Annotated in this window: 16 protein-coding genes; 9 read left to right on the forward strand and 7 right to left on the reverse strand. The window is 62.4% G+C overall.

The genetic code is table 11. The features are described 5' to 3' along the window. The first annotated feature begins 26 nt into the window (after positions 1-26). From F1002_RS04480 to F1002_RS04505, 6 genes are all read left to right on the forward strand, one after another. Positions 27-758 (forward strand): amino acid ABC transporter ATP-binding protein, encoded by a 732-nt coding sequence (locus tag F1002_RS04480; protein WP_255584453.1) that lies wholly within the window; start codon positions 27-29, stop codon positions 756-758. 67 nt (positions 759-825) lie between these two features. After that, positions 826-2,289: a DcaP family trimeric outer membrane transporter gene (locus F1002_RS04485; protein ID WP_150427805.1), complete on the forward strand. Its 1,464-nt coding sequence runs from the start codon at positions 826-828 to the stop codon at positions 2,287-2,289. Positions 2,290-2,363: 74 nt separating this feature from the next. Further along, positions 2,364-2,972, forward strand: a complete 609-nt coding sequence (locus F1002_RS04490; RefSeq protein WP_150427806.1) for a MarC family protein — start codon at positions 2,364-2,366, stop codon at positions 2,970-2,972. Positions 2,973-2,977: 5 nt separating this feature from the next. Further along, complete coding sequence (locus F1002_RS04495) at positions 2,978-3,877, forward strand: DMT family transporter (protein WP_150427807.1); 900 nt, start codon at positions 2,978-2,980, stop codon at positions 3,875-3,877. Positions 3,878-3,979: 102 nt separating this feature from the next. Continuing rightward, positions 3,980-5,320: a DUF898 family protein gene (locus tag F1002_RS04500; protein WP_191090301.1), complete on the forward strand. Its 1,341-nt coding sequence runs from the start codon at positions 3,980-3,982 to the stop codon at positions 5,318-5,320. After that, on the forward strand, positions 5,317-6,324 hold the full coding sequence (locus F1002_RS04505; RefSeq protein ID WP_150427809.1) for a M48 family metallopeptidase: 1,008 nt from the start codon (positions 5,317-5,319) through the stop codon (positions 6,322-6,324). The genes F1002_RS04500 and F1002_RS04505 overlap by 4 nt, the downstream gene beginning before the upstream one ends. A gap of 84 nt (positions 6,325-6,408) precedes the next feature. Here the strand turns inward: F1002_RS04505 and F1002_RS04510 are convergent, their stop codons facing one another. Beyond that, positions 6,409-7,530, reverse strand: a complete 1,122-nt coding sequence (locus tag F1002_RS04510) for a hypothetical protein (protein WP_223879456.1) — start codon at positions 7,528-7,530, stop codon at positions 6,409-6,411. 468 nt (positions 7,531-7,998) lie between these two features. Beyond that, positions 7,999-8,433 carry an Lrp/AsnC family transcriptional regulator gene (locus tag F1002_RS04515; protein ID WP_150427810.1) on the reverse strand — a complete coding sequence of 145 codons (435 nt, stop codon included), beginning with the start codon at positions 8,431-8,433 and terminating at the stop codon, positions 7,999-8,001. A gap of 136 nt (positions 8,434-8,569) precedes the next feature. Here F1002_RS04515 and F1002_RS04520 point away from each other — a divergent pair, with 136 nt between their 5' ends. The 3 genes from F1002_RS04520 to putA all read left to right on the forward strand — a co-directional run bounded on the left by F1002_RS04520 (position 8,570) and on the right by putA (position 14,323). Further along, positions 8,570-9,637 carry an ornithine cyclodeaminase gene (locus tag F1002_RS04520; protein WP_150427811.1) on the forward strand — a complete coding sequence of 356 codons (1,068 nt, stop codon included), beginning with the start codon at positions 8,570-8,572 and terminating at the stop codon, positions 9,635-9,637. An 18-nt stretch (positions 9,638-9,655) separates the two neighbouring features. Further along, positions 9,656-10,582 (forward strand): arginase, encoded by a 927-nt coding sequence (rocF, locus tag F1002_RS04525; protein ID WP_150427812.1) that lies wholly within the window; start codon positions 9,656-9,658, stop codon positions 10,580-10,582. A 66-nt stretch (positions 10,583-10,648) separates the two neighbouring features. Beyond that, on the forward strand, positions 10,649-14,323 hold the full coding sequence (gene putA / locus F1002_RS04530; protein ID WP_150427813.1) for a bifunctional proline dehydrogenase/L-glutamate gamma-semialdehyde dehydrogenase PutA: 3,675 nt from the start codon (positions 10,649-10,651) through the stop codon (positions 14,321-14,323). A 263-nt stretch (positions 14,324-14,586) separates the two neighbouring features. Here the strand turns inward: putA and F1002_RS04535 are convergent, their stop codons facing one another. The 5 genes from F1002_RS04535 to F1002_RS04555 form a co-directional block, all read right to left on the reverse strand. Further along, positions 14,587-18,621: an EAL domain-containing protein gene (locus tag F1002_RS04535; RefSeq protein ID WP_150427814.1), complete on the reverse strand. Its 4,035-nt coding sequence runs from the start codon at positions 18,619-18,621 to the stop codon at positions 14,587-14,589. A gap of 7 nt (positions 18,622-18,628) precedes the next feature. Then, positions 18,629-19,774, reverse strand: a complete 1,146-nt coding sequence (locus F1002_RS04540) for an ABC transporter substrate-binding protein (RefSeq protein WP_150427815.1) — start codon at positions 19,772-19,774, stop codon at positions 18,629-18,631. A gap of 7 nt (positions 19,775-19,781) precedes the next feature. Further along, a complete protein-coding gene (locus tag F1002_RS04545; protein ID WP_150427816.1) occupies positions 19,782-21,860 on the reverse strand; it encodes a TonB-dependent siderophore receptor in 2,079 nt (692 codons plus the stop codon). Positions 21,861-21,944: 84 nt separating this feature from the next. Next, on the reverse strand, positions 21,945-22,763 hold the full coding sequence (locus F1002_RS04550) for a citryl-CoA lyase (RefSeq protein WP_150427817.1): 819 nt from the start codon (positions 22,761-22,763) through the stop codon (positions 21,945-21,947). Beyond that, positions 22,760-23,584 (reverse strand): citryl-CoA lyase, encoded by an 825-nt coding sequence (locus tag F1002_RS04555; protein WP_150427818.1) that lies wholly within the window; start codon positions 23,582-23,584, stop codon positions 22,760-22,762. Before F1002_RS04555 ends, F1002_RS04550 begins: the two co-directional genes overlap by 4 nt. Position 23,585 lies beyond the last annotated feature (1 nt).

Consider the following 23,585-nt stretch of genomic DNA (forward strand, 5'->3'; position numbering starts at 1 on the left):
CCAGCACATCATCTTCACTGAAGCCGATCATCGAGGCACGCGACGTCGACAAGCACTTCGGCGCATTCCATGCGCTGAAGAAGGTCAATGCGACGTTTTACGAAGGCCAGGTCACGGCCATCATCGGGCCGTCCGGCTCGGGCAAGTCGACCTTCCTGCGCACCCTCAACCGGCTAGAAACGCACGATACCGGCTCGATCAAGGTCGACGGCATCGAACTCAACGACGACCTGAAGAACCTGGATGCCATCCGCCGCGAGGTGGGCATGGTTTTCCAGAGCTTCAATCTCTTCTCGCACCTCAGCATCCTGCGTAACGTTGCGCTGGCCCCGATGCGGGTCCGCAAGATGAGCAAGGAGGCCGCCGAGGCCAAGGCACTGGCGCTGCTGGAGCGGGTCGGGCTGAAGAACCAGGCCGAAAAGTATCCGGTGCAGCTATCCGGCGGCCAGCAGCAACGCGTCGCCATCGCCCGGGCGCTGGCCATGGACCCCAAGGTCTTGCTGTTCGACGAGCCGACCTCGGCACTCGACCCGGAAATGGTCAACGAAGTGCTCGCCGTCATGCGCGAGCTGGCGCACACCGGCATCACCATGCTGGTCGTCACCCACGAAATGGGCTTTGCCCGCGAAGTGGCCGACCGCCTGATCTTCTTCGATCACGGCACCATCCTCGAAGACTCTTCGCCCGGCGAGTTCTTCAGCAATCCCAAGCATGACCGGGCAAAAGCCTTCCTGACCCAGGTCAGGCACGGTTTCTAGGCACCATCCGAACCAAGTCAGGTCGGCCCCGGGGGGCTGGACGCACTGTTCAAACCAAGGAGGAGTTATGAAAGTAAAGAAAATTGTTGTCGCGCTGCTCGCTGCCGGAATCGGCGCAGGCGCACCGTTGGTCCACGCGGCGGACGCCGACCGCATCGCCCAGCTTGAAAAGCAGCTCAAGCTGATGCAGGCCCAGCTGGACGAAATGAAGAAGAATTCGGTTTCGGCCAGCGAAGTTTCCGAATTGCGCGACCAGATGAGCGCCCAGACCAAGGAGAACGTCGTCGTCGGCGACATCCCGAACTCCTTCCGGGTTCCGGGGTCCGACGTGTCGGTCCGTCTCTACGGCGTGGCCGAGCTGAACATGGTCCACGAGACCAAGGGCGACAACAGCAACAACGACTACTCGACCTTCATGCCCTACATGCCGCTCAACGGCTCCCGTGCATCCGAACGCAACGGCCAGACCTACCTGCACGCCCGTACCTCGCGTATCGGTATCGAAGGCGCAACCCCCAGCCCCTTCGGCATGATCATGGCCAAGGTGGAAGGCGACTTCAACAACGACCCGCGCACCGGCAACTCGGCGGTCTACGGTTCGACGAACAATATCTACACCCAGCAGGCGACCAACAGCTACGGCTTTCGTCTCCGCCATGCCTATGTGCAGACCCCGAACTGGTTGTTCGGCCAGACCTGGTCGACCTTCATGGACATCGACAACACCCCGGAAACCATCGACTTCAACGGCCCCATCGGCTCGACCTTCATTCGTCAGCCGCAGATCCGCTACACCTACGTGACGCCGCAGTACGGCAATTTCGCCGTCGCGTTGGAAAACTCGGTGAGCTATGTGATGGATGCCAAGACCTCCTCTGACGGTCCGTCTCTCGCTGCCACACCCGCCGGTTTCTCCAAGTCGCCAGATGTCGTCGTGCGTTGGGATAAGCCGTTTACCTGGGGCTCCCTCAGTCTGCGCGGCGTATCGCATGAGCATCGCTTGAACGGGGATGTCTGTGACGGTACGTTTAACGGCAGTTCGTGCAACACGATGTCGGTCAATACGTCCCGCCGTGGTTACGGCCTGGCCGCCAGCGGTCAGATCAAGACCTGGGGCGATGATTTCATCAGCTGGATCGTGACGGGCGGCGAGGGTATCGGCCGTTACTTCAACTATATCGAGGGTGCCGGCTACAACGTGGCCAGCCGCAGCATCGAAATGGAAAAGGCGATGGGCGTGGTTCTGGGTTACCAGCGCAAGTTCAGCGATAGCTTCCGCATGAACTTCGTGTTCGGTCATCAGCGTCACTTCGAGAACTCCTATACCGACTGGGCGAAGGCCAATGGTGTGGATTCCGGCCGCTACGGCATCAACCGCAACGTCAGCCAGTTCCATATCGGCGGTATCTGGAACCCGGTCAAGGTCATGGATATCGGTATCGAGTACATCTACGGCCGTCGTGAAACCCTGGCTGGCGAGCATGGCAACATGTCCCGCATCAACTTCCTGACGCGCTACAACTTCAACTAAGGCGGCCTGACCGAAACGGCGTCGCGCGCTTGCGCGACGCCGCATCGACCCGGTCGAGGGCCTGAACGCTACTCATGCAAGAACTGCTGTCGACCGTTTTCCTGCTGCTGCTGTTGCTCGATCCGCTCGGCAACATCCCCCTGCTGCTTTCGCTGCTGCGCGGTTTTTCGCCATCGGACCGGCAGCGCATCGTGCTGCGCGAGTCGGCGATTGCCGGTGGCGTACTCCTGATTTTCGTCTTCGTCGGCGACTGGCTGCTCGCCGCCATGCGCCTCTCCGAGCAGGCGCTGGAAATTTCCGGCGGCCTGATCCTGTTCATGATCGCCTTGCGCATGGTCTTTCCCGTCGGTTCCAGCGACGAGGCGGCAGACATGGATGGCGACCCGCTGATCGTGCCGCTCGCCATTCCCATGATCGCCGGCCCGTCGGCGCTGGCGACCGTGCTGCTCAACGCGCGCCAGACCGATCATCCGACGTCGCTGGTCCTGGCGATTGTCATCGCTGTTATCATCAACACCCTGATCCTGCTGTCGGCCGGGCGCCTTGCCCGGCTTTTCGGCAAAGCGGGCCTGGCCGCCATGGAGCGCCTGATGGGCCTGATCCTGACCACGATTGCAGTCCAAATGCTGATTTCCGGCGTCCGGGTCGCTTTCTCCCTGCCGCCTCAACCGATGATTCCCTGAAACACATGAGCCGTTCCGTCGCCAATGCCCTGATGCTCCTTGTCGCCCTGATCTGGGGGACCACCTTTGTCGCCCAGCAATTGGGGATGGCGCACGTCGGCCCCTTGACCTATACCGGCGTGCGCTTCCTGCTCGGCGCCTTGTTCGTGCTCCCCCTGGCCGTGCGCGAGTATGGCCGCCTGCAGGCGCGCGGCGTCCGGCTCGAGCGTGCCGACTGGTTCGCCTGGTGCGGCCTGGGCGTACTGCTGTTCCTGGGAGCGGTTTTCCAGCAGATCGGGATCATGGGGACCACGGTTTCCAACGCCGGTTTCCTGACTGCGCTCTACGTTCCCATGGTGCCCATTCTCGCCTGGCTGATCGATCGTCATGCCCCGCATCCCGCCGTCTGGCCGGCGACCATCGGCAGCTTCATCGGGACCTTCATGCTGTCGGGCGGGCGGTTTGACGCCCTGACCGTCGGCGATTACTGGGTCATCGCCAGCACGCTGTTCTGGGCCGCCCACGTTTTCTGGGTCGGTCGGGTTGCCGCGCACCGTGGGGCGCCGATCATGGTGGCCGTGACACAGTTCGTGGTCAGCGGCGTGCTGTCGATGCTGGTTGCGCTGGCCATCGAAGACATCGAACTGGCCGGTCTGGTCGAGGCCACGCCGGCCATACTCTACGGCGGGCTGCTGTCGGTCGGTGTTGCCTTCACGGTGCAGGTGATCGCACAGCGCCATACACCGGCGACGGATGCGGCCATTCTGCTCAGTTCGGAAATCCTGTTCGCTGCCCTGGCGGGAGCCCTTTATCTGGGCGAACGCCTTACCCCGCTGCAGCTTGCCGGCGGCGGCATCATTTTCGTCTGCATCCTGGGTGTTCAGGTGGCCCCGATCCTTCTTCGCAAGGTGGCCAAGCCGGCTTGACCCCCCGATTGTCGGCGCACTGACCGAAAGCCTTCACCTGTGCGGTGATTGATCGGTTGGCGACGAATCATTTGTCATCAATTGTCGTGGCAAATGTATAGAATGTCGCGAAAAGCACGACTGATCATCATGACAGGGGGAAGCATGCAGGCGCTCGCGGCAAATTACTACGAACTGCTCGGTATCGGGCAGACGGCGACACTGGACGAAGTCAAGGCAGCCTACGCCAGGCAGCTTGCAGAGTTTCGCGACATGCTGGCCCGGCGCGAACCGCCACCGGCGGAATCCCTGGATGCATTGCGGGAGGCCTTCAAGACTCTGAGCGACCCGCAGGCACGGGGAGCCTACGATGCCGGGCTCGATGCCGCTCCGCCGCTCTCGATCGCACCCGCCGAGCCCGCCGTGGCGGCACAGCACGCTGCCGAAGGACGCGAGGAGCGGTTCGAGTTTGTTGGCGAGGGTGGCGAGTATTTCCGCATCTGGATCGTCAACATTTTCCTGACCATCGTGACCCTCGGCATCTATTCGGCCTGGGCCAAGGTGCGCCGGGAACAGTATTTCCATCGTAACCTGATGCTCGACGGCTCGGGTTTCGACTACCACGGCAAGCCCATGGCCATCCTCAAGGGGCGACTCGTCGCTCTGTTGCTGGTTGGCGGCCTTTCGGCAGCGCAGCATCTCAGCCCGCTGGCTTACGGTATCGCTTTTCTTTGCCTGGTGCCGCTGGTTCCGTGGCTGGCCGTCAAGGCTTTCCGTTTCCGGGCCTACAACACCAGCTACCGGGGGCTGCACTTCAGTTTTCACGGTACCTACGGCCAGGCCTTCAAAGTGTTCGTCGGCTACGGCCTGCTGGCCATGGTGACCCTGTGGCTGGCTTTCCCGGTTTTTTATCGGCAGTTGCGAAAGTTCATTCTCGACAACACCTGTTTCGGCACCACGGCGTTCGATTGCTCGGTGACGACCGGGGCCATCTACCGGATTTTCCTGTTCCCCGGCTTCGTCATCCTGGCGCTGTTCGCAGCCATCGTCCTGGTCACCGCCATGGGTGCAGGCGGGGGTGGGGCGGGGCTGGCCGCCGCCGGCTTCATGATTCTGCTCATTCCCCTGTTGCTGGTCCTGCCGCAGGTGGTGCTGGTTCCCTATGTGGCGGCCCGCAGCAATAACGCGGTCTGGAGCGCCACCGCCCTTGGGCCTCACCGCTTTGCCAGCCGCCTGCCGGTCGGCGGGTTCATCGGCCTGACCGTGGTGAACTGGCTCGGCATCCTGTGTACCCTGGGTCTGTTCATTCCCTGGGCGAGGGTCAGGGTGGCTCGCTACCGTGCTGAGCATCTCACCCTGGCGGTCGATGGCAGCCTCGACGATTTTGTCGCCGGCGAAGCCGGGGCCGTGACGGCACTCGGCGACGAAGCCGCCGAAATGTTCGATCTGGATATCGGCCTTTGAAAGGTATTGCCGCCTTCTACTACGATGGACGGACGCCAGTCCGGCAGCCGGCCGAACTGTTCGTCATCGGCGATGAAATCGTCGGTCGCGGTGCTTTTGGCGAGCGGCGCGCCCGGCGCGGCGCCGTCGATATTTCCGAACCCTTGGGCCGCTCGCCGCGGGTCGTTCGCTTCGACGATGGCGGCCACTTCGAGGTGGCCGACCACGACGCCTTCAATCTCTGGCTCACGGCGGCTGGCTTCAGGGACTCGACGGTGGTGAACCTGCAAAGGCGCTGGTCGTGGGCACTCGGTTCGTTGCTGGGGGCAATATCGTTGATCGCGGCAATCTATGTCTGGGGGCTGCCGGCCTTCGGCAAGCTGATGGCGCCGAAGATTCCCGAGCCCGTTCTCCAGGCGCTGTCACAGCAGACCTTGAGCTTTCTCGACAGCAAATTATTGACGCCATCGCGCCTGAGCGAGGCGCGACGGGCGGAACTGACCGAATACGCCGACCGGGTCTTGCGACAGGGGCGCGACCTGCCGCCCCATCGTCTGCATTTCCGTTCCTCGACGCTGGGGCCCAATGCCTTTGCTCTGCCGAGCGGCGATATTGTGGTTCTGGATCAACTGGTCGAACTGGCCGGCAACGACGACGAAGTGACCGGCGTCATCGCCCACGAATTGGGGCACGTCGCCTATCGGCACGGGCTGCGGCAGTTGATCCAGTCCTCGGTGGTTTCCTTCGTGGTGGGCATCTATTTCGGCGATGTGTCGTCGATGGCCGCCAGTTTCGGCGCCCTGGCCCTCGAATCGCGCTACTCGCGCGAGTTCGAACTGGAAGCCGATGCCTACGCCGCCCGGAGCCTAAAGGGCGCGGGCCTGGGTACCGAGCCGCTGGCCACGATGCTGGAACACATGGAAAAGGCCCATCAGGAAAAGGGCAGGAAGACATCCCGCTGGGATGTTCTCTCATCGCATCCCGACACCGGCGAGCGCGTTGCCCGTCTGCGGGCCATGCGCTAGCGTCATTCCCGGCATACCGACGGCGGCCCTTGCCTCAATAAATCCGTCGCCGGCACGGGGCGACGGATTTACTTCAATCTGCCATTAAAAGCAGACAAAGAAACAAAGGATTTGCGACTTGTCGAGCGCAACGTCCAGGACTTCTCCATCGCTTTGGATGGTTACCTGCTTCTGGAACGTCGTCGGTTCCTTGATGAGATAAGACCAGTTGACCACGTGATCCTGTGTGCCGATATGCCTGTTTCCGGCAAACACATGCGTTTGGCCGACTACCTCTGGAACGCTGATCGTTTCGTTGTAGGTGAAACTCGCGATCAACATATATTCACCGGCAGGCAGGCGACTGAAGGAAAATCCACCTTCGTCGTCGAGAATCTTCGTACTCATGATGTGCTTGGCAATGTTCTCCGGAATATATTCCGGGGCTTTTTTGGTTGCCTTGACTTCTTCGTACCACGCTTTGAATTCCTTGCTCATCCAGATCAGGGCGACCGCTTCACTTCCCTTTGGCGGATATTGTTTGCTTGCCAGAAATCCACCTTTGTAATAAGCGCTGCCGCGGATGGTGGATTTCCCGAGGGGGCGGATTTCGGCAAGCGCCGAGTCCATATCCTGACCACCCGGTTTACGTCCGGCTATGCAATCGAGCATCGCCACACGCGCCTTATCCAGCCCGTCGTAGTCAATATCGACGATCGTCTCGGGAATGACTTCGCGTTGTATCGTCAGCTGGAGTTTTTCTTCGCTATCTCGCATCGATTGCAATAACTTGCGGATGTCGCTGGTGGCGATCATCAGGTTATAGGTCTTCGTGTCGGCTTGTTTCGGCATGATCACGCCTTTGAGGGTCGACTCCGGCAATCCCATCAAATGCAAGCCCAGCTGAATTTCCTTGGGCGATCGCGTCGGTGGAATATTCCGACCGGAGAACAAGAGCGCCGAGTAAGCCGCTTTGGCGGTGGGGCCGAATATCGCCAGGCTGTCCGCATTGCGTTTGCCCGGAATGAAGCGGATGGCGCAATTCAAACCGGGCGTGGATTCGTCATAGCGCAAGGCCCAGGCGCCGAGCTGGCTGCGCGTAATGATTTTTCCCTCGGATTGTTGGGCGTATGCGGCGGGCCAGGGCGCCAGCGTCAGGCCGATCAACACCGTGGCAAGCGTGAAGGAGGCGATGGATTTCGTCATTGGCGAGAACAGCGTGGTCAAACAGCGAGGCCGCCGGTAACCATGACCCGTCATGCAGAGGACATTGGAATTCTTGACACCGGAGAGGCTTGATTTGGCTTTGCATGCATTCATTTTTCATCCAATTCGCTAGCAGGCATCTGAAACACTGCCCTGCCAGTGCGGCAGGCAGAACTCAAACGGCTTGTTTCTCGGGATGCGAAGGACGCCTTGGGCACTTCGCAGGGATTCGTGGACGGGGTTCAGGCTTTGTCTCATCGCGCCGCACTCCAGGGAGTGATTGCTCCCAGTGTGCATATGCGCGTCAGATTGTAGCCTGTCATGCTCAGGACGAAGAACCGATCAAGCCTCTTCATCCAGGGGACCAGGGTTTGGCGGATTGGCTCGATGAAATTACTTTCGGCATATCGCTGCCTGGCAAGCTTACGTCTTGGCCGCGAGCGCGCATACCCGCCACTGCGGGTCGGCGATACTTGTTGTTTTGTGCAGCTAGGCGCCGCTGCCGCTGCGATAGGTGGCCAGATGGATACTGGTTTCCGTCGCCTGGATGCTGCGGATCAGGCGAATGCGCTCCAGCACGTCGGAAAGCTCGGTCAGGTTTTCGGCGCGCAGTTCGGCCAGCAGGTCCCAACGGCCGTTGGTATCGTGCAGCGATGCGACACCCGGTTCGCCGAGCAGGCTGGCGATCACCGAGCGGGTCTCGTTGCCGGCGACCACGATGCTCATCCAGGCGCGGATTTCGTTGGGTTGGGAGTCGGGACGCAACTGCACGGTGTAGCCGACGATGACGCCCTCGTTTTCGAGCCGGGCGATCCGGTTGGTGACGGTGCCGCGCGATACCTTGAGCTTGTGGGCCAGGGTGGCTACGCTGGTGCGGGCGTTGTTGCGCAACAAGGCGATCAATTGTTGGTCCAGATTGTCCATTTTGTCTATTTGCCAATAATAGGTGTCGTTATGTTCAACTAATTGTCGAAATAGTGCAATAGTTGCTATTTTGGTTGGCTTGCTTTTCGGGGATGATGTTTCCATCGAGATATAACAAAGACCGAGGAGCCACACCATGTCTGCCAACCATCGTATCCAGACCCGTTTCTTGAGCGCCGAGCGCGCCGCCCGCATGATCCAGCGCAAGGGTCTCGCTGTCTGCCTGGAAGGCATGTCGGCCTACATTGTCGATGATTTCCTGCGCTGGCAGGATTTCGAGAAGACGCCGCGCGTCGCCAATCATTCGCACGACGGCGTCATCGAGCTGATGCCGATTTCCGACCATAGCCTGTATTCCTTCAAATATGTGAACGGACACCCGAAGAATTTCCGCTTCGGCATGTCGACCGTGATGGCCTTTGGCGTGCTCGCCGACGTCGCCACCGGCGCGCCGACGCTGGTCAGCGAACTGACGCTGACCACCGCCCTGCGCACGGCCGCCATGTCGGCCGTCGCCGCCCGGGCGCTGGCCCGTCCGGACAGCCGTCGCATGGCGCTGATCGGCAACGGCGCGCAGAGCGAGTTCCAGGCCCTGGCTTTCCACCGCCTGCTCGGCATCGAGGAATTCCATCTTTACGATACCGATCCGGCCGCGACCGACAAGCTGCTCGCCAATCTGGCCGCCCTCGGCCTGCATGCCTGGCGTTTCGACAGCGCCCGCGAAGCCGTGCGCGGTTGCGATATCGTGACCACGGTCACTGCCGACAAGACCAACGCCACCATCCTGACGCCGGACATGATCGAGCCCGGCATGCACATCAACGGCGTGGGCGGCGATTGCCCGGGCAAGACCGAGTTGCATCGCGGCGTACTCGAGACGGCCAAGGTGTTCGTCGAGTACGAGCCGCAGACCCGCATCGAAGGCGATATCCAGCAGATGCCCGCCGAGTTCGCCGTGGTCGAACTGTGGAAGGTGCTGGCCGGACAGTCTGCAGGGCGCCTTGCCGAGAGCGATGTGACGGTATTTGACTCGGTCGGCTTCGCACTGGAGGATTATTCCGCATTGCGTTTCATGCGCGATTTGGCTATTGAGTTGGGTGTGGAGGACGAGATTTCGCTGATTCCCGCTTTGCCGGATCCGAAGAACCTGTTCGGCTTCATCCCGGCGGCGGACGATGTCCGCGTTCTTTCCCGTGCAGCCTGATTTGCCTTGGAGAGAAGAATGAGCATGCGACCGGTCAGCATCATTGGCGCCCCGACGGATATCGGCGCCAGCGTCATTGGCGCTCGCATGGGCCCGGAGGCCCTGCGCGTCGCGGGCATCGTCGATGCAGTGGCCCGCTACGGCTGTCAGGTGAGCGATTGCGGCGACGTGTCCGGGCCGCTCAACCCGCAGCAGGGGCCGGTGGACGGCTTTCGTCATCTGCCCGAAGTGGCCGAATGGAACCGGAAACTGCACGATGCGGTGTATCGCGAACTCAGCGCCGAGCGCCTGCCGCTGGTCATTGGCGGCGATCATTGTCTGGCCGTCGGTTCGATCAGCGCGGTTGCCCGGCATTGCCGCGAGCGCGGCGAAAAGCTGCGTATCCTGTGGCTCGATGCGCACGCCGACTTCAACACCTCGGCCATCACGCCGAGCGGCAACATCCACGGCATGCCGGTCGCCTGCCTGTGCGGCCACGGGCCGGCGGAACTGACCGGAATTGGCGGCCACGTACCGGCAATCAGCCCGGCCGACATCCGCCAGATCGGCATCCGCAGCGTGGACGAGGGCGAGAAGCGCTTCCTGCGCGAGCAGGGCGTCGAAGTTTTCGACATGCGCTACATCGATGAGGTCGGCATGCGTCACACGCTGGAGCTGGCACTGGCTGGCCTCGACGACAACACGCACCTGCATGTCAGCTTCGATGTCGATTTCCTCGACCCGGAGATCGCGCCCGGCGTCGGCACCACGGTACGCGGCGGCCCGACCTATCGCGAAGCCCAGCTGTGCATGGAAATGATTGCCGACACCGGCCGCCTCGGTTCGCTCGATATCGTCGAACTCAATCCGGCGCTCGACCATCGGAACATGACGGCCGAACTGGCGGTCGACCTGGTCGAAAGCCTGTTCGGCAAGAGCACGCTGCTGCGCCTTTATCAATCCTGACCTTCCGGGGCGGTGCGCCGGCACCTGGCGCAAGTCCCTCTGCTCCCTGTTGCGAAAGTGCCCACCATGAATGCCCCGAATCAACCGCATCTTCGTTTTGCCGAGCGCCGCGCCGAGATGGCGGCCCATTGCCGCACCGATGAGTCAAGCTGTGTTGCCGCGCTGACTGCCGAATACCGCGCCCGGCCGCTCGACGAAGCGGCCATCGCCCGGCGGGCCGGCGAACTGGTTGCGGCCGTGCGGGCGCAGCGCAAGACGGCGAGCGGGGTCGACCACCTGATGCACGAGTTTTCCCTGTCCAGCCAGGAGGGCATCGCCCTGATGTGCCTGGCCGAGGCGCTGCTGCGCATTCCCGATGCCGAGACGATGAACCTGCTGATCCGCGACAAGATCAGCAAGGGCGACTGGCGTGCCCACCTCGGGCAGAGCGGCTCGCTGTTCGTCAATGCCGCCACCTGGGGCCTGATGATCACCGGCAACCTGGTGGCGACGCACCGCGAGGCGACGCTGGGCAATGCCCTGTCACGCCTCATCGGTCGCGGTGGCGAGCCGCTGATCCGGCGCGGCGTCGAATTCGCGATGACCTTGCTCGGCCAGCAGTTCGTCATGGGGGAAAGCATCGAGAACGCGCTGGAACGCAGCCGCGGCAACCTCGAGCGCGGTTTTACCCATTCCTTCGACATGCTCGGCGAAGCGGCGCTGACGGCCACCGACGCCGAGCGCTATGGCGCGGCCTACGAGGCGGCCATCCACGCCATCGGCAAAGCGAACGGCCAGGGCGTGGTCGGCGGCGACGGCATTTCGGTCAAGTTGTCGGCGCTGCATCCGCGCTATGTCCGCGCCCAGCATCAGCGGGTGATGGACGAACTGTATCCGCGCCTGTTCGCGCTGGCGGCACTGGCTCGCGACTATGAAATCGGCTTCAACATCGATGCCGAGGAGGCCGACCGCCTGTCGATCTCGCTCGAGCTGGTCGAGCGCCTGGCCTTCGAGCCGCAACTACAGGGCTGGGAAGGGCTGGGCGTGGTGGTCCAGGCCTACCAGAAGCGGGCACCGCTGGTCATCGCGCATCTGGCCGACATCGCCCGCCAGGCGGGCCGGCGCATGATGGTTCGTCTGGTCAAGGGCGCCTATTGGGACAGCGAGGTCAAACGCGCCCAGGTCGACGGCCAATCCGGCTATCCGGTATTTACGCGCAAGGCGCATACCGACCTGTCCTATCTGGTGTGTGCCGGGCGCCTGCTCGATGTCGCCGATGTGATCTACCCGCAGTTCGCCACCCACAACGCCCATACGCTGGCCTGCGTCGAGCGCATGGCCGCCGACCGCGGCGTGAATGATTACGAATTCCAGTGCCTGCACGGCATGGGCGAAGCGCTTTACGGCAACGTTGTCGGCCACGGCGACGACGGCTTGCGCTGCCGCATCTACGCGCCGGTCGGGCGTCACGAGACGCTGCTGCCCTACCTCGTCCGCCGCCTGTTGGAGAACGGCGCCAACAGCTCCTTCGTCAATCGCATCGTCGACGAGAAGGTCAGTATCGACGAACTGGTCGCTTCGCCGCTGGATGTGGTCGATCGCTGGCAGGGCCAGCCGCACCCGGCGATCCCGTTGCCGGCCGATCTGTATGGCGCGGCACGGCGCAATTCGTCCGGGCTCGATCTGGCCGACGATCCGGAAATCGCCCGTCTTGGCGCCGAACTCGCCGCTTTGCGCGAGTGCAGTTGGGAGGCCAGGCCCCTGCTGGCGCACGGCGCCGGCGAGGGAGGGCTGGGTGAGGCGGTGTTCAACCCGGCGGACCGTGGCGACGTGGTTGGCCGCATCTATGAGGCCAGCGAAGCCGAGGTAGACATGGCGCTTGCCTCGGCCAGTGCCTTTGTCGCTCACTGGGCCGACGTCCCGGTCGGCGAACGCGCCCGATTGCTGCGCGCCTGTGCCGACAAGCTGGAAGGTGCCCGGGACGAGCTGATCAGCCTGTGCGTTCGCGAGGCCGGCAAGAGTTGGGGCAATGCCGTGGCCGAAATTCGCGAAGCCGTCGATTTCTGCCGCTATTACGCCGCCCAGATAGAGAAGCTGGACTCCCCGGTCGAGGCCCCCGGCGTTGTCGTTTGCATCAGCCCGTGGAACTTCCCGCTCGCCATCTTTACCGGCGAAGTCATCGCTGCCCTGGCGGCCGGTTCGCCGGTAATCGCCAAGCCGGCCGAACAGACTCCGCTGATCGCCGCTCTTGCCGTACGCCTGATGCATGAAGCGGGAATCCCGACGGCCGCCCTGCAGTTGCTGCCGGGGCGCGGCGAGACGGTCGGCGCCCGGCTGACCGGCGATGTGCGCGTGCGGGGTGTCATTTTCACGGGATCGACCGAGGTGGCGCAGATCATCAACCGCAGCCTGGCCCAACGCCCGGCCGATGCGCCGGAAGCCTTCCTGATCGCCGAAACCGGCGGCCAGAATGCGATGATCGTCGATTCGTCGGCACAGCCCGAGCAGGTGGTGCAGGATGTGATCGCCTCGGGTTTCGACAGCGCCGGACAACGCTGCTCGGCCTTGCGCGTACTCTGCGTGCAGGAGGAAATCGCCGACTGTCTGATCGACATGCTGCGTGCCGCCATGGGCGAGTTGCGCATGGGCAATCCGGCCGATCTGGCGACGGACGTCGGCCCGGTCATCGACGAAGCGGCGCGCGGCGTTCTGGAAGGGCATATTGCCGCCATGCGTCAGGTCGGACATCGCGTTCACCAGATTTCCCTGCCGTTGGGCTGCGCCCGGGGCTGCTTCGTGCCGCCGACCCTGATCGAAATCGATCGCCTCGATCAACTGGAGCGCGAAGTGTTCGGGCCGGTTGTCCATATCCTGCGCTTTGCCGCCCGTGACATGCTGGCCGTGGTCGACGCCATCAATGCCACCGGCTACGGCCTGACCTTCGGCATGCACAGCCGGATCGACGAGAGCATCGAGGCGGTGACCGGCCGCGTGCGCGCCGGCAATCGCTACGTCAATCGCAACATGGTCGGTGCAGTCGTCGGTGTGCAACCGTTTGGCGGCGAGGGCATGTCGGGTACCGGGCCCAAGGCCGGTGGACCGCTCTATCTGCCGCGTCTCCTGGCGGCACGTAATCCGGACCCGGCCGTTCTCGGGCTTCATCGTCCGGCGACCGGCAAGGGGCTGCCTGCTCTGGAGGGCTTTGCCGCCTGGGCATGCGATGCCGGAGAGATCGATCTGCAGGCGCTGTGCCGCGAATATGCGCTACTGACGCCGTGGGGGTGCGAGGCCGATCTGCCCGGGCCGACCGGTGAAAGCAACCGGCTCGATTTCTCGCCGCGCGGCGAGGTGTTTTGCCTGGCCGACAGCGAGGCCGGCCTGTTGCGCCAGATCGCGGCCGTCCTGGCAACGGGTAATGCCCCGGTGCTGCTGAGTCCCGCCGACACCACGCCCGGCCTGTATCGTTACGATGCGGTTGCCAAGGCCGTGCTGAGCCGCCTGCCGGAGACTTTGACAGCGGGATGGCGCAGTGCGGTGTTTGCCGAGGCCAGCCTGGCCGGCGGCGTGCTGCACGAGGGCGATGCCAAGGTCAGGCGCAGCCTGCAGCAACGGCTGGCAGCCAGCGACGGCCCGCTGGTGTCCGTGGTCATGCCGCTGGAGCAGGGGCGCTACCCCTTGTTCCGCCTGCTGTGCGAGCACGTTCAGACGGTTAATACCACCGCTGCGGGGGGCAACGCTTCGCTGATGGCTCAGGCCTTGTAATCGCTGGCGGCAGCGGGGATGACGCGGTTTATCCCCGTTTGCTCTGGGTAAGCCTGTGGATAAACACTGAGGTGTTTTTCTAACTTGTTGATCTGAATTGGATTTGCTTGTGCTGCCTCATTTTTGGGCAGTCCGGGGTGGTGGTGAATAAATGTTCTTTATCCCCGTTTCGGTCGGGTAAGTCTGTGGATAAGCTCGGGAAAGAAGAGCCAAGTCGCTGAACTGGAAAGAAAATCCGGGCTTGCCTAAAAAACAGGCAGCGTTCAGTTCTGCTTCCTGGCCTGCCGCTTTTTACGTCGGGCGGCATGCAACTGGGTTTCGATGAGTTCGGCCGGCAGCGGCTTGGAGAACAGATAACCCTGAAGGAAGTTGCAACCCAGTTGTGCCAGCGTTTCCTGCTGGGCGGCGGTTTCCACTCCCTCGGCGACGACCTTCATGCGCAAGCTGTGCGCCAGTGCCATGATTCCCTTGACGATGGCCACGGCATCGTCGTCCTGCGGAATGTCCTGGGTGAACGAGCGGTCGATTTTCAGGATATTGGCCGGCAGGTGCTTCAGGTAGGACAGCGAGGAATAGCCGGTACCAAAATCGTCGATCGAGATGTGGATGCCCAGGCTGCGCAATTCACGCAACAGATCGATGCTTTCGGCAGCTCGCGCCATCATGACGCTTTCGGTGATTTCCAGGACCAGAGAAGAAGCGGGCAACTCACTCTCGTTCAGCGCACTGAGAATGATATTGCGCAGGTCGGGCTGCTCCAGTTGCTTCGATGACAGGTTGATCGCCACGTACAGGTCGGCGATGCCGTTGTCCAGCCAGGCCTTGGCCTGCTGGCAGGCATTGCGCAGGACGCGTTCGCCAAGCGGCAGGATGAGGCCGGTTTCTTCGGCGATCGGAATGAACTCGGCGGGCGAGACGACACCCCGCTCGGGATGCAGCCAGCGGACCAGTGCCTCTACCCCGGTAATTCTGCCGCCGACCGTTTCGACAACCGGCTGGTAGAAGACCGTGATTTCGTCGCGTTCGAGCGCCCGCCGCAGGTCGGCCTCCATTTTCAGACGGCCGGACATGGCGGATTCCATCGCTGCTTCGTAGTAGCAGAAACCGCTGCCGCTGCTCTTGGCGCGATACATTGCGGTATCGGCATGGCGCAGCAGGCGGTTGATGTCCGGTCCATCCTGCGGGTAGAGCGCGATGCCGACGCTGGCGGTGACGACGATTTCCTGGCCGTCGATGATCAAGGGTGCCGAGACGGTGCGGCAGATGTTCTGGGCGACGCTGGCTGCGACGGCCGCATTGGGCAGGTCGTCGAGCAGTACGGTGAATTCGTCGCCACCCAGGCGGGCCACGCAGTCGTCGGAACGCACGCATCCCTTGAGGCGCTGGGCCATGGTGGCCAGCAGTTTGTCGCCCACTTCGTGGCCGAGGGTGTCGTTGATGAACTTGAAGCGGTCGAGATCCAGGAACAGTATGCCGAGCATGCTGGCATTGCCTTCCGCATGCTCGATGGCCCGGGTCAGGAAATCCATGAACAGCAGGCGGTTGGGCAGGCCGGTCAGCGTGTCGTTGTAGGCGAGATGGCGAACATGGCGCTCGGCCCGGGTGGCATCGATGATGCGGCGAACCCGCTGATTGACCACCGAGAGATGAATGGGCTTGGGGATGAAATCACTGGCCCCGGCTTCGAAGGCACGTTCGATCGACTGCCGGTCTTCGAGCGCGGTGATCATCAGGATGGGAATGTCCTTCCAGCGCGGGTGGCGCTTGAGCGCCGTGCAGGCGGCAAAACCGTCCATCACCGGCATCAGCGCGTCCATCAGGATGGCGTCGGCGGTGTTGTACTCCAGCCAGTCGATGACTTCGCTGCCGTCGCCCGCTTCCGCCACCCGGAAGCCGCTCCGGTACAAGGCGTGGCGCAGGGCCGACCGGGTGCTGCGGTCGTCGTCGACGACGAGGACGAGCGGCGCATCGTCGCGTACCGGTGGCAAGGTCGCCGTCGGTTCATCCAGTTCGGCCATCAGGGCCGGTTCGATGACGGCGAATTCGGTGCGCAGGCGCAGCAGCAGTTCGCTTGCCTCGCTCAGCGTGCCGGCTTCGGCCTGCAACTCCATCTCACGGGCAACGCCGGCCATGGCCGTCGCTCCCAGGTTGCTCGCGGCGCCCTTGATGATGTGGGAGATGTTGCGCAGCGTTGTTGCATCGCCCTGCGCAATACCGTTTTCCAACTCGATCAGATAGTTCGGGACGTCTTCGAGGAAAGGACGGATGGCCTCGCTGACCGAGGTGCCAAGTATCTCTCTCAGGCGTTTGAGCACCATGGTGTCGAGCGGCGAATTGCCGTCGGCCGAGTCTTGCGCTGCATTGGCCAGCGGCAAATGGTCGGCATGCCAGTTGAGCCATTGCCCCAGGCGGGAAGCGAGGGTATCCAGGGTCAGCGGTTTGGGCAGGTGGTCGTCCATGCCGGCCATCTTGCAGCACTCGATGTCGTCCGGCAGGGTGTTGGCGGTCATGGCGATGATCGGTATGCGGCGGGGGCTGCCCGATTCCTGGCTGCGAATCGCTGCGGTGGCCTGGAAACCATCCATTTCCGGCATCGAGCAATCCATCAGGATCAGATCCCACTCGCCTTTCCGCCAGGCTGCCACGGCTTCGATGCCATTCCTGGCAATCTCGCAGGTGCAGCCGAGCATGCGTAACATGCCGGCGGCGACCAACTGGTTGGTGGCGTTGTCTTCGGCAATCAGGATGCGGCCGCTGCGGCTGGGCAGCCGGTCGTTGTCCGGCTGCCGAAGCGGTACCGAGTTGCTGCGGATACACGGCGTGGTGAACCAGAAGTTGCTGCCTTCGCCCGGTGCGCCTTCGACGCCGATTTCGCCGCCAAGCAGGTGGGCGATCTGCTTGCAAATGGAGAGTCCCAGGCCGCTGCCGCCGTAGCGCCGGGTGGTCGAGGTATCGGCCTGGGTGAAGGAATCGAAAATGACCGACTGCAATTCCTTGGCGATGCCGATGCCGGTATCGCGGACGCTGAAGCGCAACTGCCGGTCTGCGTCTATGCACTCGACGGTCACCGTGACCGACCCCTGCTCGGTGAATTTGAGCGCATTGCCCAACAGATTGATCAATACCTGGCGGATACGGTCGGGGTCGCCGGTCAGGACCGGCGGAACGTCGGGCGCCACGCTGTCGGTCAGGACGATATTCTTCTGCACGGCTTGCGTGCGGAACATATTCATCACGCCATCGAGCATTGGCTGTATCTGGAAATCGGAAGCATCGACCTCCATCCGGCCGGCTTCCAGGCGCGAAAAATCGAGAATGTTGTTGATCAGTTCGAGCAGGTATTGCGAAGAATCCCAGGCCAGACCCAGCAATTCCTGCTGTTCGCGATTCATTCGGCTCAATTTCAGCATGTCGAGGGTGCCAATGACGCCATTCAGCGGCGTACGGATTTCGTGGCTGATCGTCGCCGCGAAATCGGCCTTCAGCTTGGCAAAGCGGAGTGCGCTGTCGCGGGCGGTGCGCAGCTCCTGTTCGCGTTGTTCGAGGGCTTCCAGCATGCTGTTGAAGGCATGGGCCATGTCGGCGACGTCTTGCGGACCGGACAGGTCGGCGCGTAGCCCGATTTCGCCTTTCTCGGCACGTGCCATGGTGTCCGACAGATTGGCCAGCGGCCGGGTCAGGCGCCGGGCGAGCGGGCGGAGGGCGAGGACGAAGAGTGCGGCGAAGGCGATCCCCGCCGCGAAATTGATGATGAAAACTTCCCGGACCAGCGTTTTCAGCGTTGCCTTGCTCTGTTCAATGATGACGAAACCGAGCAGCATGTCCTTGCGTTCGGTCGCTTCGAACTGGGTGTCGGGGCCGGAAACCGACCAGACTGGTCCCACAAAGCGCCAGCCGGCGGTGCTTTCAGCATCCAGGTAAGGGTCGTGTACATCCGGCTGCGGGATTTGCTGGCTGGCATCGATGCTGGGATTTCCCTTTTCGAGCAGGATGCGGCCATCGGCGTAGCGGATTTCTATCCGGGTCACATCTGGGAAAGCCGACGTAGCGGCCAGCGCTTCGGAAACGTTTTCCGTCGAGCCGAAAGCCAAGGCCAGCCGGCTTTGCGAAGCAAGGTTCCGGGTGATGCGCAAGCCGTCGTCCAGTTTGCCGTCATGAAGCTGGCGGCTACCTTGCCAGGATGTGATCAGGGCAGCGAGCAGCGAAGCACAGACGACGCCGACCGAAAACAGGATGGCCAGCTGGCTGCGAAAGGAGGTTTTCCTGAAGCGCTGCGGCAAGCCCGACAACCAAGCCATAGCGTACTTATTGTTCCGGGAAAAGGAGATCGAAGCCCTGTTGCTGGGCTTTCGAGGGGGTCAGGCCGAGATGGCTGGCTGTCCGCGTATTGAACGCGGTCAACACGTCGCGCAGCGGCAATACGCCGCGCGCCACGGGGCTGCCGCTTGCCATGCCGAGGGCTGAGCTGGCCAGGTTGCGGCCCAGTTCCACGTTGTTGGGGTACAGGGCAAACAGGGCTCCCCGCTTGACGTGGGAAACGTTGCTGGAAAATACCGGAATGCCTTTGGACCACGATTCCTGCAGCACCAGCGGCAGGACCATCGATTCGTCGACCGTGGCGCTGTCTTGCGGCAGCCAGAGCGCGTCGCGCTTCGCATCGGCGTGGGCGAAGATGTTCTGGTAGATCGTCAGGGCGCTCTTCAGGTCGCCGGCTTCCTGGGTAACCAGTTCGATGCCCTGGCTGCGCGCGGCGTCCTTGGCGAGTTTGATCAGCCAGGCATTCTGGCGCGGTTCGTAGACGACGAAGACGCGCTGGGTCTTGGGTGAGAGGGCCTTCAGGCGTGAGAACAGCAGCGCAGGATCGGGGGCCAGGCTGAGAATCGCGCTGGTTCGGACCTCGGTGTCGGGTACGGAAACCACACCGCTGGCAATGACGCCGAATTCCTTGTCGAGCGCACTGGCGGCCTTCAGGCCATTGCGGCCGAGGGCGATGACGACACGGATATCCTGCCGCTTCAGTTCGCCGGAAATCGTCTGGGCGTTGAAACTGCTGCCCACTGCGTAGCTGCTGACCTTGGTCTGGGTGCTTTCCTCGATTCCCTCAATGATCTTTGAAAAAACACTGCGATAAGGCTCGCCGATATCCGGGTAAAGCACGGCGATCGGCCCGATGTTGCCGCCTGCGGCGGCCAGCCGGATGGGACCGCCGCGCTGTGCATTGGCCTGCAGTAGCTGGCTGAGGCGGGGTTCTTCGAAATCTTTCAGGGTCAAGCGGATGATTTCGACCCCCGGTGTGTTTTCTATGCCACCGAGCAGGCTGGCAAAATTGGTCGGGCCGGCATCGTCCGTTTCGGCAAAGATCACGGCGATGCGCGTGATGCCAGCTTCCGCCTGGAGGGTACAGGCGACCAGCAGGAGCGTCAGGAAATGGCGGAGAAAACGCAATGTCATTTCGGGATTATAGGCTGTAACGGGCCTGAAGCCAGACTGTACGGCGCGGCATTGGCAGATCGTGGATGATGCCGGTGCTCGATGTCAGATCGATCTTGGACGGTTCTCGGATATCGGCATTGAACAGGTTGAATACCGAGGCGGAAAAATCCCATCCGGTTTTCTGCCGGCCGGTGCGCAAGGTCAGGTCTACCGACGTGTAGTCGGGAATCTGCGGCCGGTTGTCGCCAGCAGGCCGTGCCCGGTCGGCGACATAATTGACCTGGCCGCTCAGGCGCCAGTCCGAGTAGAGGCGCCAGTCGGCGCGGGTGTAGATATGGTGGCGCGGGGCGTAGCCGGCGTCCCGTTGCGTTGTCTGGTCGATGTTGCGCTGATAGGCGTAGTACCCGCTCAGGCGCAGGCTGCTGGAAGCATCCCATAGAATTTCGAGTTCGCCGCCGTTGCCTTTTTGCTTGCCGGTATTCCGATAGGTAACGCCCGATTGATTGATGATGTCGGATATATCGTGGTGGAAAACACTGACGGTGGCTTGCAAGTCGTGGCTGGCTTGCCAGGTTACTGCCGCTTCGAGTGTCTTAATCTTTTCCGGCATCAGAGACGGGTTGCCGAGTGCCACTGGGTTGCCTGTGGCATATTCCTCGACGAATGACGGTGCGCGGAAAGCCGTGCCGTACATCAATTTGGCGGTGAGGTCCTGACTGGCTTCCCAGACCAGGGCCAGGCGCGGATTGGTGGTGCTGCCGAAATCGGAATAGGCGTCGTAGCGCAGGCCGGTGGTCAGCGTCCAGGCGCGGGCAAAGCTCCACTCATCCTGTACATACAGGTAATCGACATTGCGCTTGTGGGGGGAAAGGTAGAGGTTGGCGCCGCTCGCCGAATACATCGGCAAGGGGGTCGGCAGCGGTCCTGGTATCTGCGTGAAATTCTTGGTTTCCCTGGTTTTGTAGATTTCCAGGCGATCATGGCCGAAGCCGAAACGGATGCGGTGGTCGGCAAAGCCGGTATAGATGCTGGTGGCCGAAAAGCGGGCTTGGCGTTCCCATTTGTCTGGATCGCCGACCATGCCGTCGGGGAAGGTGCCAAAGAAGGCTCCGCGCGGGAACAGCATGGCCGGCGTGGTGATCTCGTTGGCCAGGTTCATGAAGGAACCTTGCACGGTGAGACTGAGGTCGCGGGCGAAATTGGCATCGCTCCAGGTAAGGTCAGTCGTGAAGCGTTCGCTGCGAAAACGACCATTCGGATCGAGGGCGCCAGCGAGCCCGACACCGAACCCGCCGTTGTTGCGCAGCGTGTAGCCGGTCCGCCAGCGTAGCCGGCCGTAGCCGAGATCGAGTTGGGCATCGATATCATCATGGCTCATATTGACCGAACCGGGTGCCAGCGAAGCGGCGGGTCCTGCCCATAGTTTGTCGATCCCGGTCTGGGCGTCCTCGCTGATGGTGCGGCGCTGTCCGTCGGTGCTCCCGAACTTCAGGTAGCCGGCAATTTCGAGATCGCCGACGCGGCTGCCATGCTGGAGCCAGGTGTCCCAGGTGTTGAAGGAGCCAGCGCGCACGCCGAATGAAGTGCCGCCAATTTCACCGGCTGTCTTGGTGATGATGTTGATCGTCCCCGAAAAGGCATCGGCGCCGTAGAGAGCAGACCCGGGGCCGCGGATGACTTCGATGCGCGAGATGTTTTCGACGGGCAGGGCGACTGGCATGTCGTTGCGGTTGCCTTGGTAGACGCTGGTCATCGGAATACCGTTCACCATCATCAGAACATGTGGATTCGATTCGGTGAGAATGCCACGTATGCTGTAAGTGGCTCCATAAGCAAGTGTGGAGCGCGAAACATGCATGCCGGGAACCGACTCCAGCGCCTCGTCTACGGTTTTTGCGCCCATGTTGGCAATATCTTCGGCCGTGATGACGGTGGCGACCGAAGGTGCCTTGCTGATGTGCTGGCGAGTACCGGTAGCAATGGTTACGAAATTTTTGTCGCCGTAGACCAGCGCAAGATCCTCTTCCTCGACCAGCGATTGGGCCAGCACAAAACTGGTGCTGCCAGCAAGCAGGAGGCCGGAAAGCAGACGGGCATGAAACATGGTAAATCCCCCAGGTCCGATTTCTTTTTTTAAATTTTTGACGAATCTAAAGGAAAGCCCGCGCCTTGGCAATGAAAAGGGATGTTATCGACACTCCGGAACCCAGGAACGCCTTGGCGGACCTTGATAAATGAGGGCGGAGCAGCGCAGGGGAAAAGTCGCCTGTTCCGGGCGGTCGCATGCTTCGATGTAACAGGGCGGCATGCCGGCCAGAAATGCCGGAAGCAGATATAGGTAATATTCGCGTGATGTTAGGCCGATATCAAGGGCAAGCGCGGCAGCAAGCGCCGCATAGTTCATGCGCATGCGCCAACGACCGGTGAGCAGTATTTCCTCGATGGCGAAAACCAGCTTGACATGCTCACCGTCGGCCAGACCTTCGCGTTCGGCCAATGCCAGCACGACGGCGTTGCGTTCATCTGCCGCCGATTTGGCCACGGGGCGGCCGTAGCCGCCGATGCTGCGATTGATCCGCAATTCGTCGGCGACGACTTCTGCCAAGGGGCGCCCTCCGCGGACGGCCGTCATGGCTCGCGTCAGGAAATCGGCGATGGCGATGTCGATCTGACGGCCGTAGATGGCAGCTTCCGAGGTGGCGAGAGCGGCACTGATGCCGAGTATGCCGGTGCTTCGGGCACTGCCGGCAAGTGCGGCGACCCGGTTGTTCCACAGGCGCGGGTCGGGGTAGCTGGTGTTGACCCAGATGGCATGCAGGACCCTGAGCTGGGCGGGCGTATGCCGCCGGCCGCAGATGCCGAAGAGGTAGAGGTCCATCCACTCGGCATCGCGTAGATCAGCGTGCAGGTCGTGGCCGCGAAAGACGGCACGTTCGCCGGGAAAGCAGCCGCCCATCGTCGTCCGCAGCGGACCCTCCCAGGACTCCAGCGGGATTGATTCCATCATCGTGATTGCTCCTGATCGGTGTGTCGGCCTGGGTCGTTGGCGATGTCGATAGCGAAGAAAGGAAAGCGCCGGAAGCCGCTTTCACCTTGCTCCAGCGCATGCGCGGCGGCACCGGGTAGGCGCAGCAACAGGGTCAGCATTTCTCCAGCGGCCGGGTCAAGACCGAGGTCGCTCAGGGCAGCGGCGAGTACGCCGGTCATCGCCAGCGGCCGACCGGCGGCTTGTTCCAGTGTTTCCCGATGGGCGGCAAGCCAGGCGATGTGGCCATCTGCCAGACAGGTGGCGAGAGCGCTGAGGGTTTGTCTGACCGGGCGAGCGCAGCGCTGGCCGTAGGGAGCGAAACCGGGCGGGTGTTCGGCGTCCGGCCAGACCTGCATTCTGCCGGCGGCGGCTGGCGCTTGTAGTGCGTGTTGCCAAGCCTCGGGGCGGTCGCCGCAACTGGTCCACAGTTGCATGCACTGGAAGACCTCGCGCGCGCCGCCGGAAACACCGGCACCGGCAGCCAGCGCCGCCATCAGTGCGGCGGCAGCCGGTGAACCGCCGACCCCGGCGCACATCGCGGCATGTACCGAGGTGTCGCGCGGTCCAGGGTTGGCTACGGCGATGGAGAGGATTTCCAGGGCGCGGGCGATATGCGGTGCCGGGCGTTCGCCGCGAAACAGCAGGTAGAGATATTCCGGATAGGTGGCTTGCTCAAGCAGTTCGCCGTAGACGTCGTAGCCGCTGCAGTAACAGGTTTGCGCGGTGAATGCGTCGTCGTCTTCGGCATCTTCAGCCCACAATCGGCTGTGGATGACATTCCGTGCCGGTTCGGTATTCATC

It is taken from the genome of Dechloromonas sp. CZR5, from assembly GCF_008711155.1.
Classification (GTDB): Bacteria; Pseudomonadota; Gammaproteobacteria; order Burkholderiales; family Rhodocyclaceae; genus Azonexus.

Bases quoted from the DNA above. Each gene is read 5' to 3' on its own strand.
- F1002_RS04540 (WP_150427815.1), bottom strand. From the start codon at position 19,774: ATGACATTGCGTTTTCTCCGCCATTTCCTGACGCTCCTGCTGGTCGCC.
- F1002_RS04515 (WP_150427810.1), bottom strand. From the start codon at position 8,433: ATGGACAATCTGGACCAACAATTGATCGCCTTGTTGCGCAACAACGCC.
- F1002_RS04550 (WP_150427817.1), bottom strand. From the start codon at position 22,763: ATGATGGAATCAATCCCGCTGGAGTCCTGGGAGGGTCCGCTGCGGACG.
- F1002_RS04485 (WP_150427805.1), top strand. From the start codon at position 826: ATGAAAGTAAAGAAAATTGTTGTCGCGCTGCTCGCTGCCGGAATCGGC.
- F1002_RS04520 (WP_150427811.1), top strand. From the start codon at position 8,570: ATGTCTGCCAACCATCGTATCCAGACCCGTTTCTTGAGCGCCGAGCGC.
- F1002_RS04490 (WP_150427806.1), top strand. From the start codon at position 2,364: ATGCAAGAACTGCTGTCGACCGTTTTCCTGCTGCTGCTGTTGCTCGAT.
- F1002_RS04535 (WP_150427814.1), bottom strand. From the start codon at position 18,621: ATGGCTTGGTTGTCGGGCTTGCCGCAGCGCTTCAGGAAAACCTCCTTT.
- F1002_RS04545 (WP_150427816.1), bottom strand. From the start codon at position 21,860: ATGTTTCATGCCCGTCTGCTTTCCGGCCTCCTGCTTGCTGGCAGCACC.
- F1002_RS04555 (WP_150427818.1), bottom strand. From the start codon at position 23,584: ATGAATACCGAACCGGCACGGAATGTCATCCACAGCCGATTGTGGGCT.
- F1002_RS04495 (WP_150427807.1), top strand. From the start codon at position 2,978: ATGAGCCGTTCCGTCGCCAATGCCCTGATGCTCCTTGTCGCCCTGATC.
- F1002_RS04500 (WP_191090301.1), top strand. From the start codon at position 3,980: ATGTCGCGAAAAGCACGACTGATCATCATGACAGGGGGAAGCATGCAG.
- putA (WP_150427813.1), top strand. From the start codon at position 10,649: ATGAATGCCCCGAATCAACCGCATCTTCGTTTTGCCGAGCGCCGCGCC.
- rocF (WP_150427812.1), top strand. From the start codon at position 9,656: ATGAGCATGCGACCGGTCAGCATCATTGGCGCCCCGACGGATATCGGC.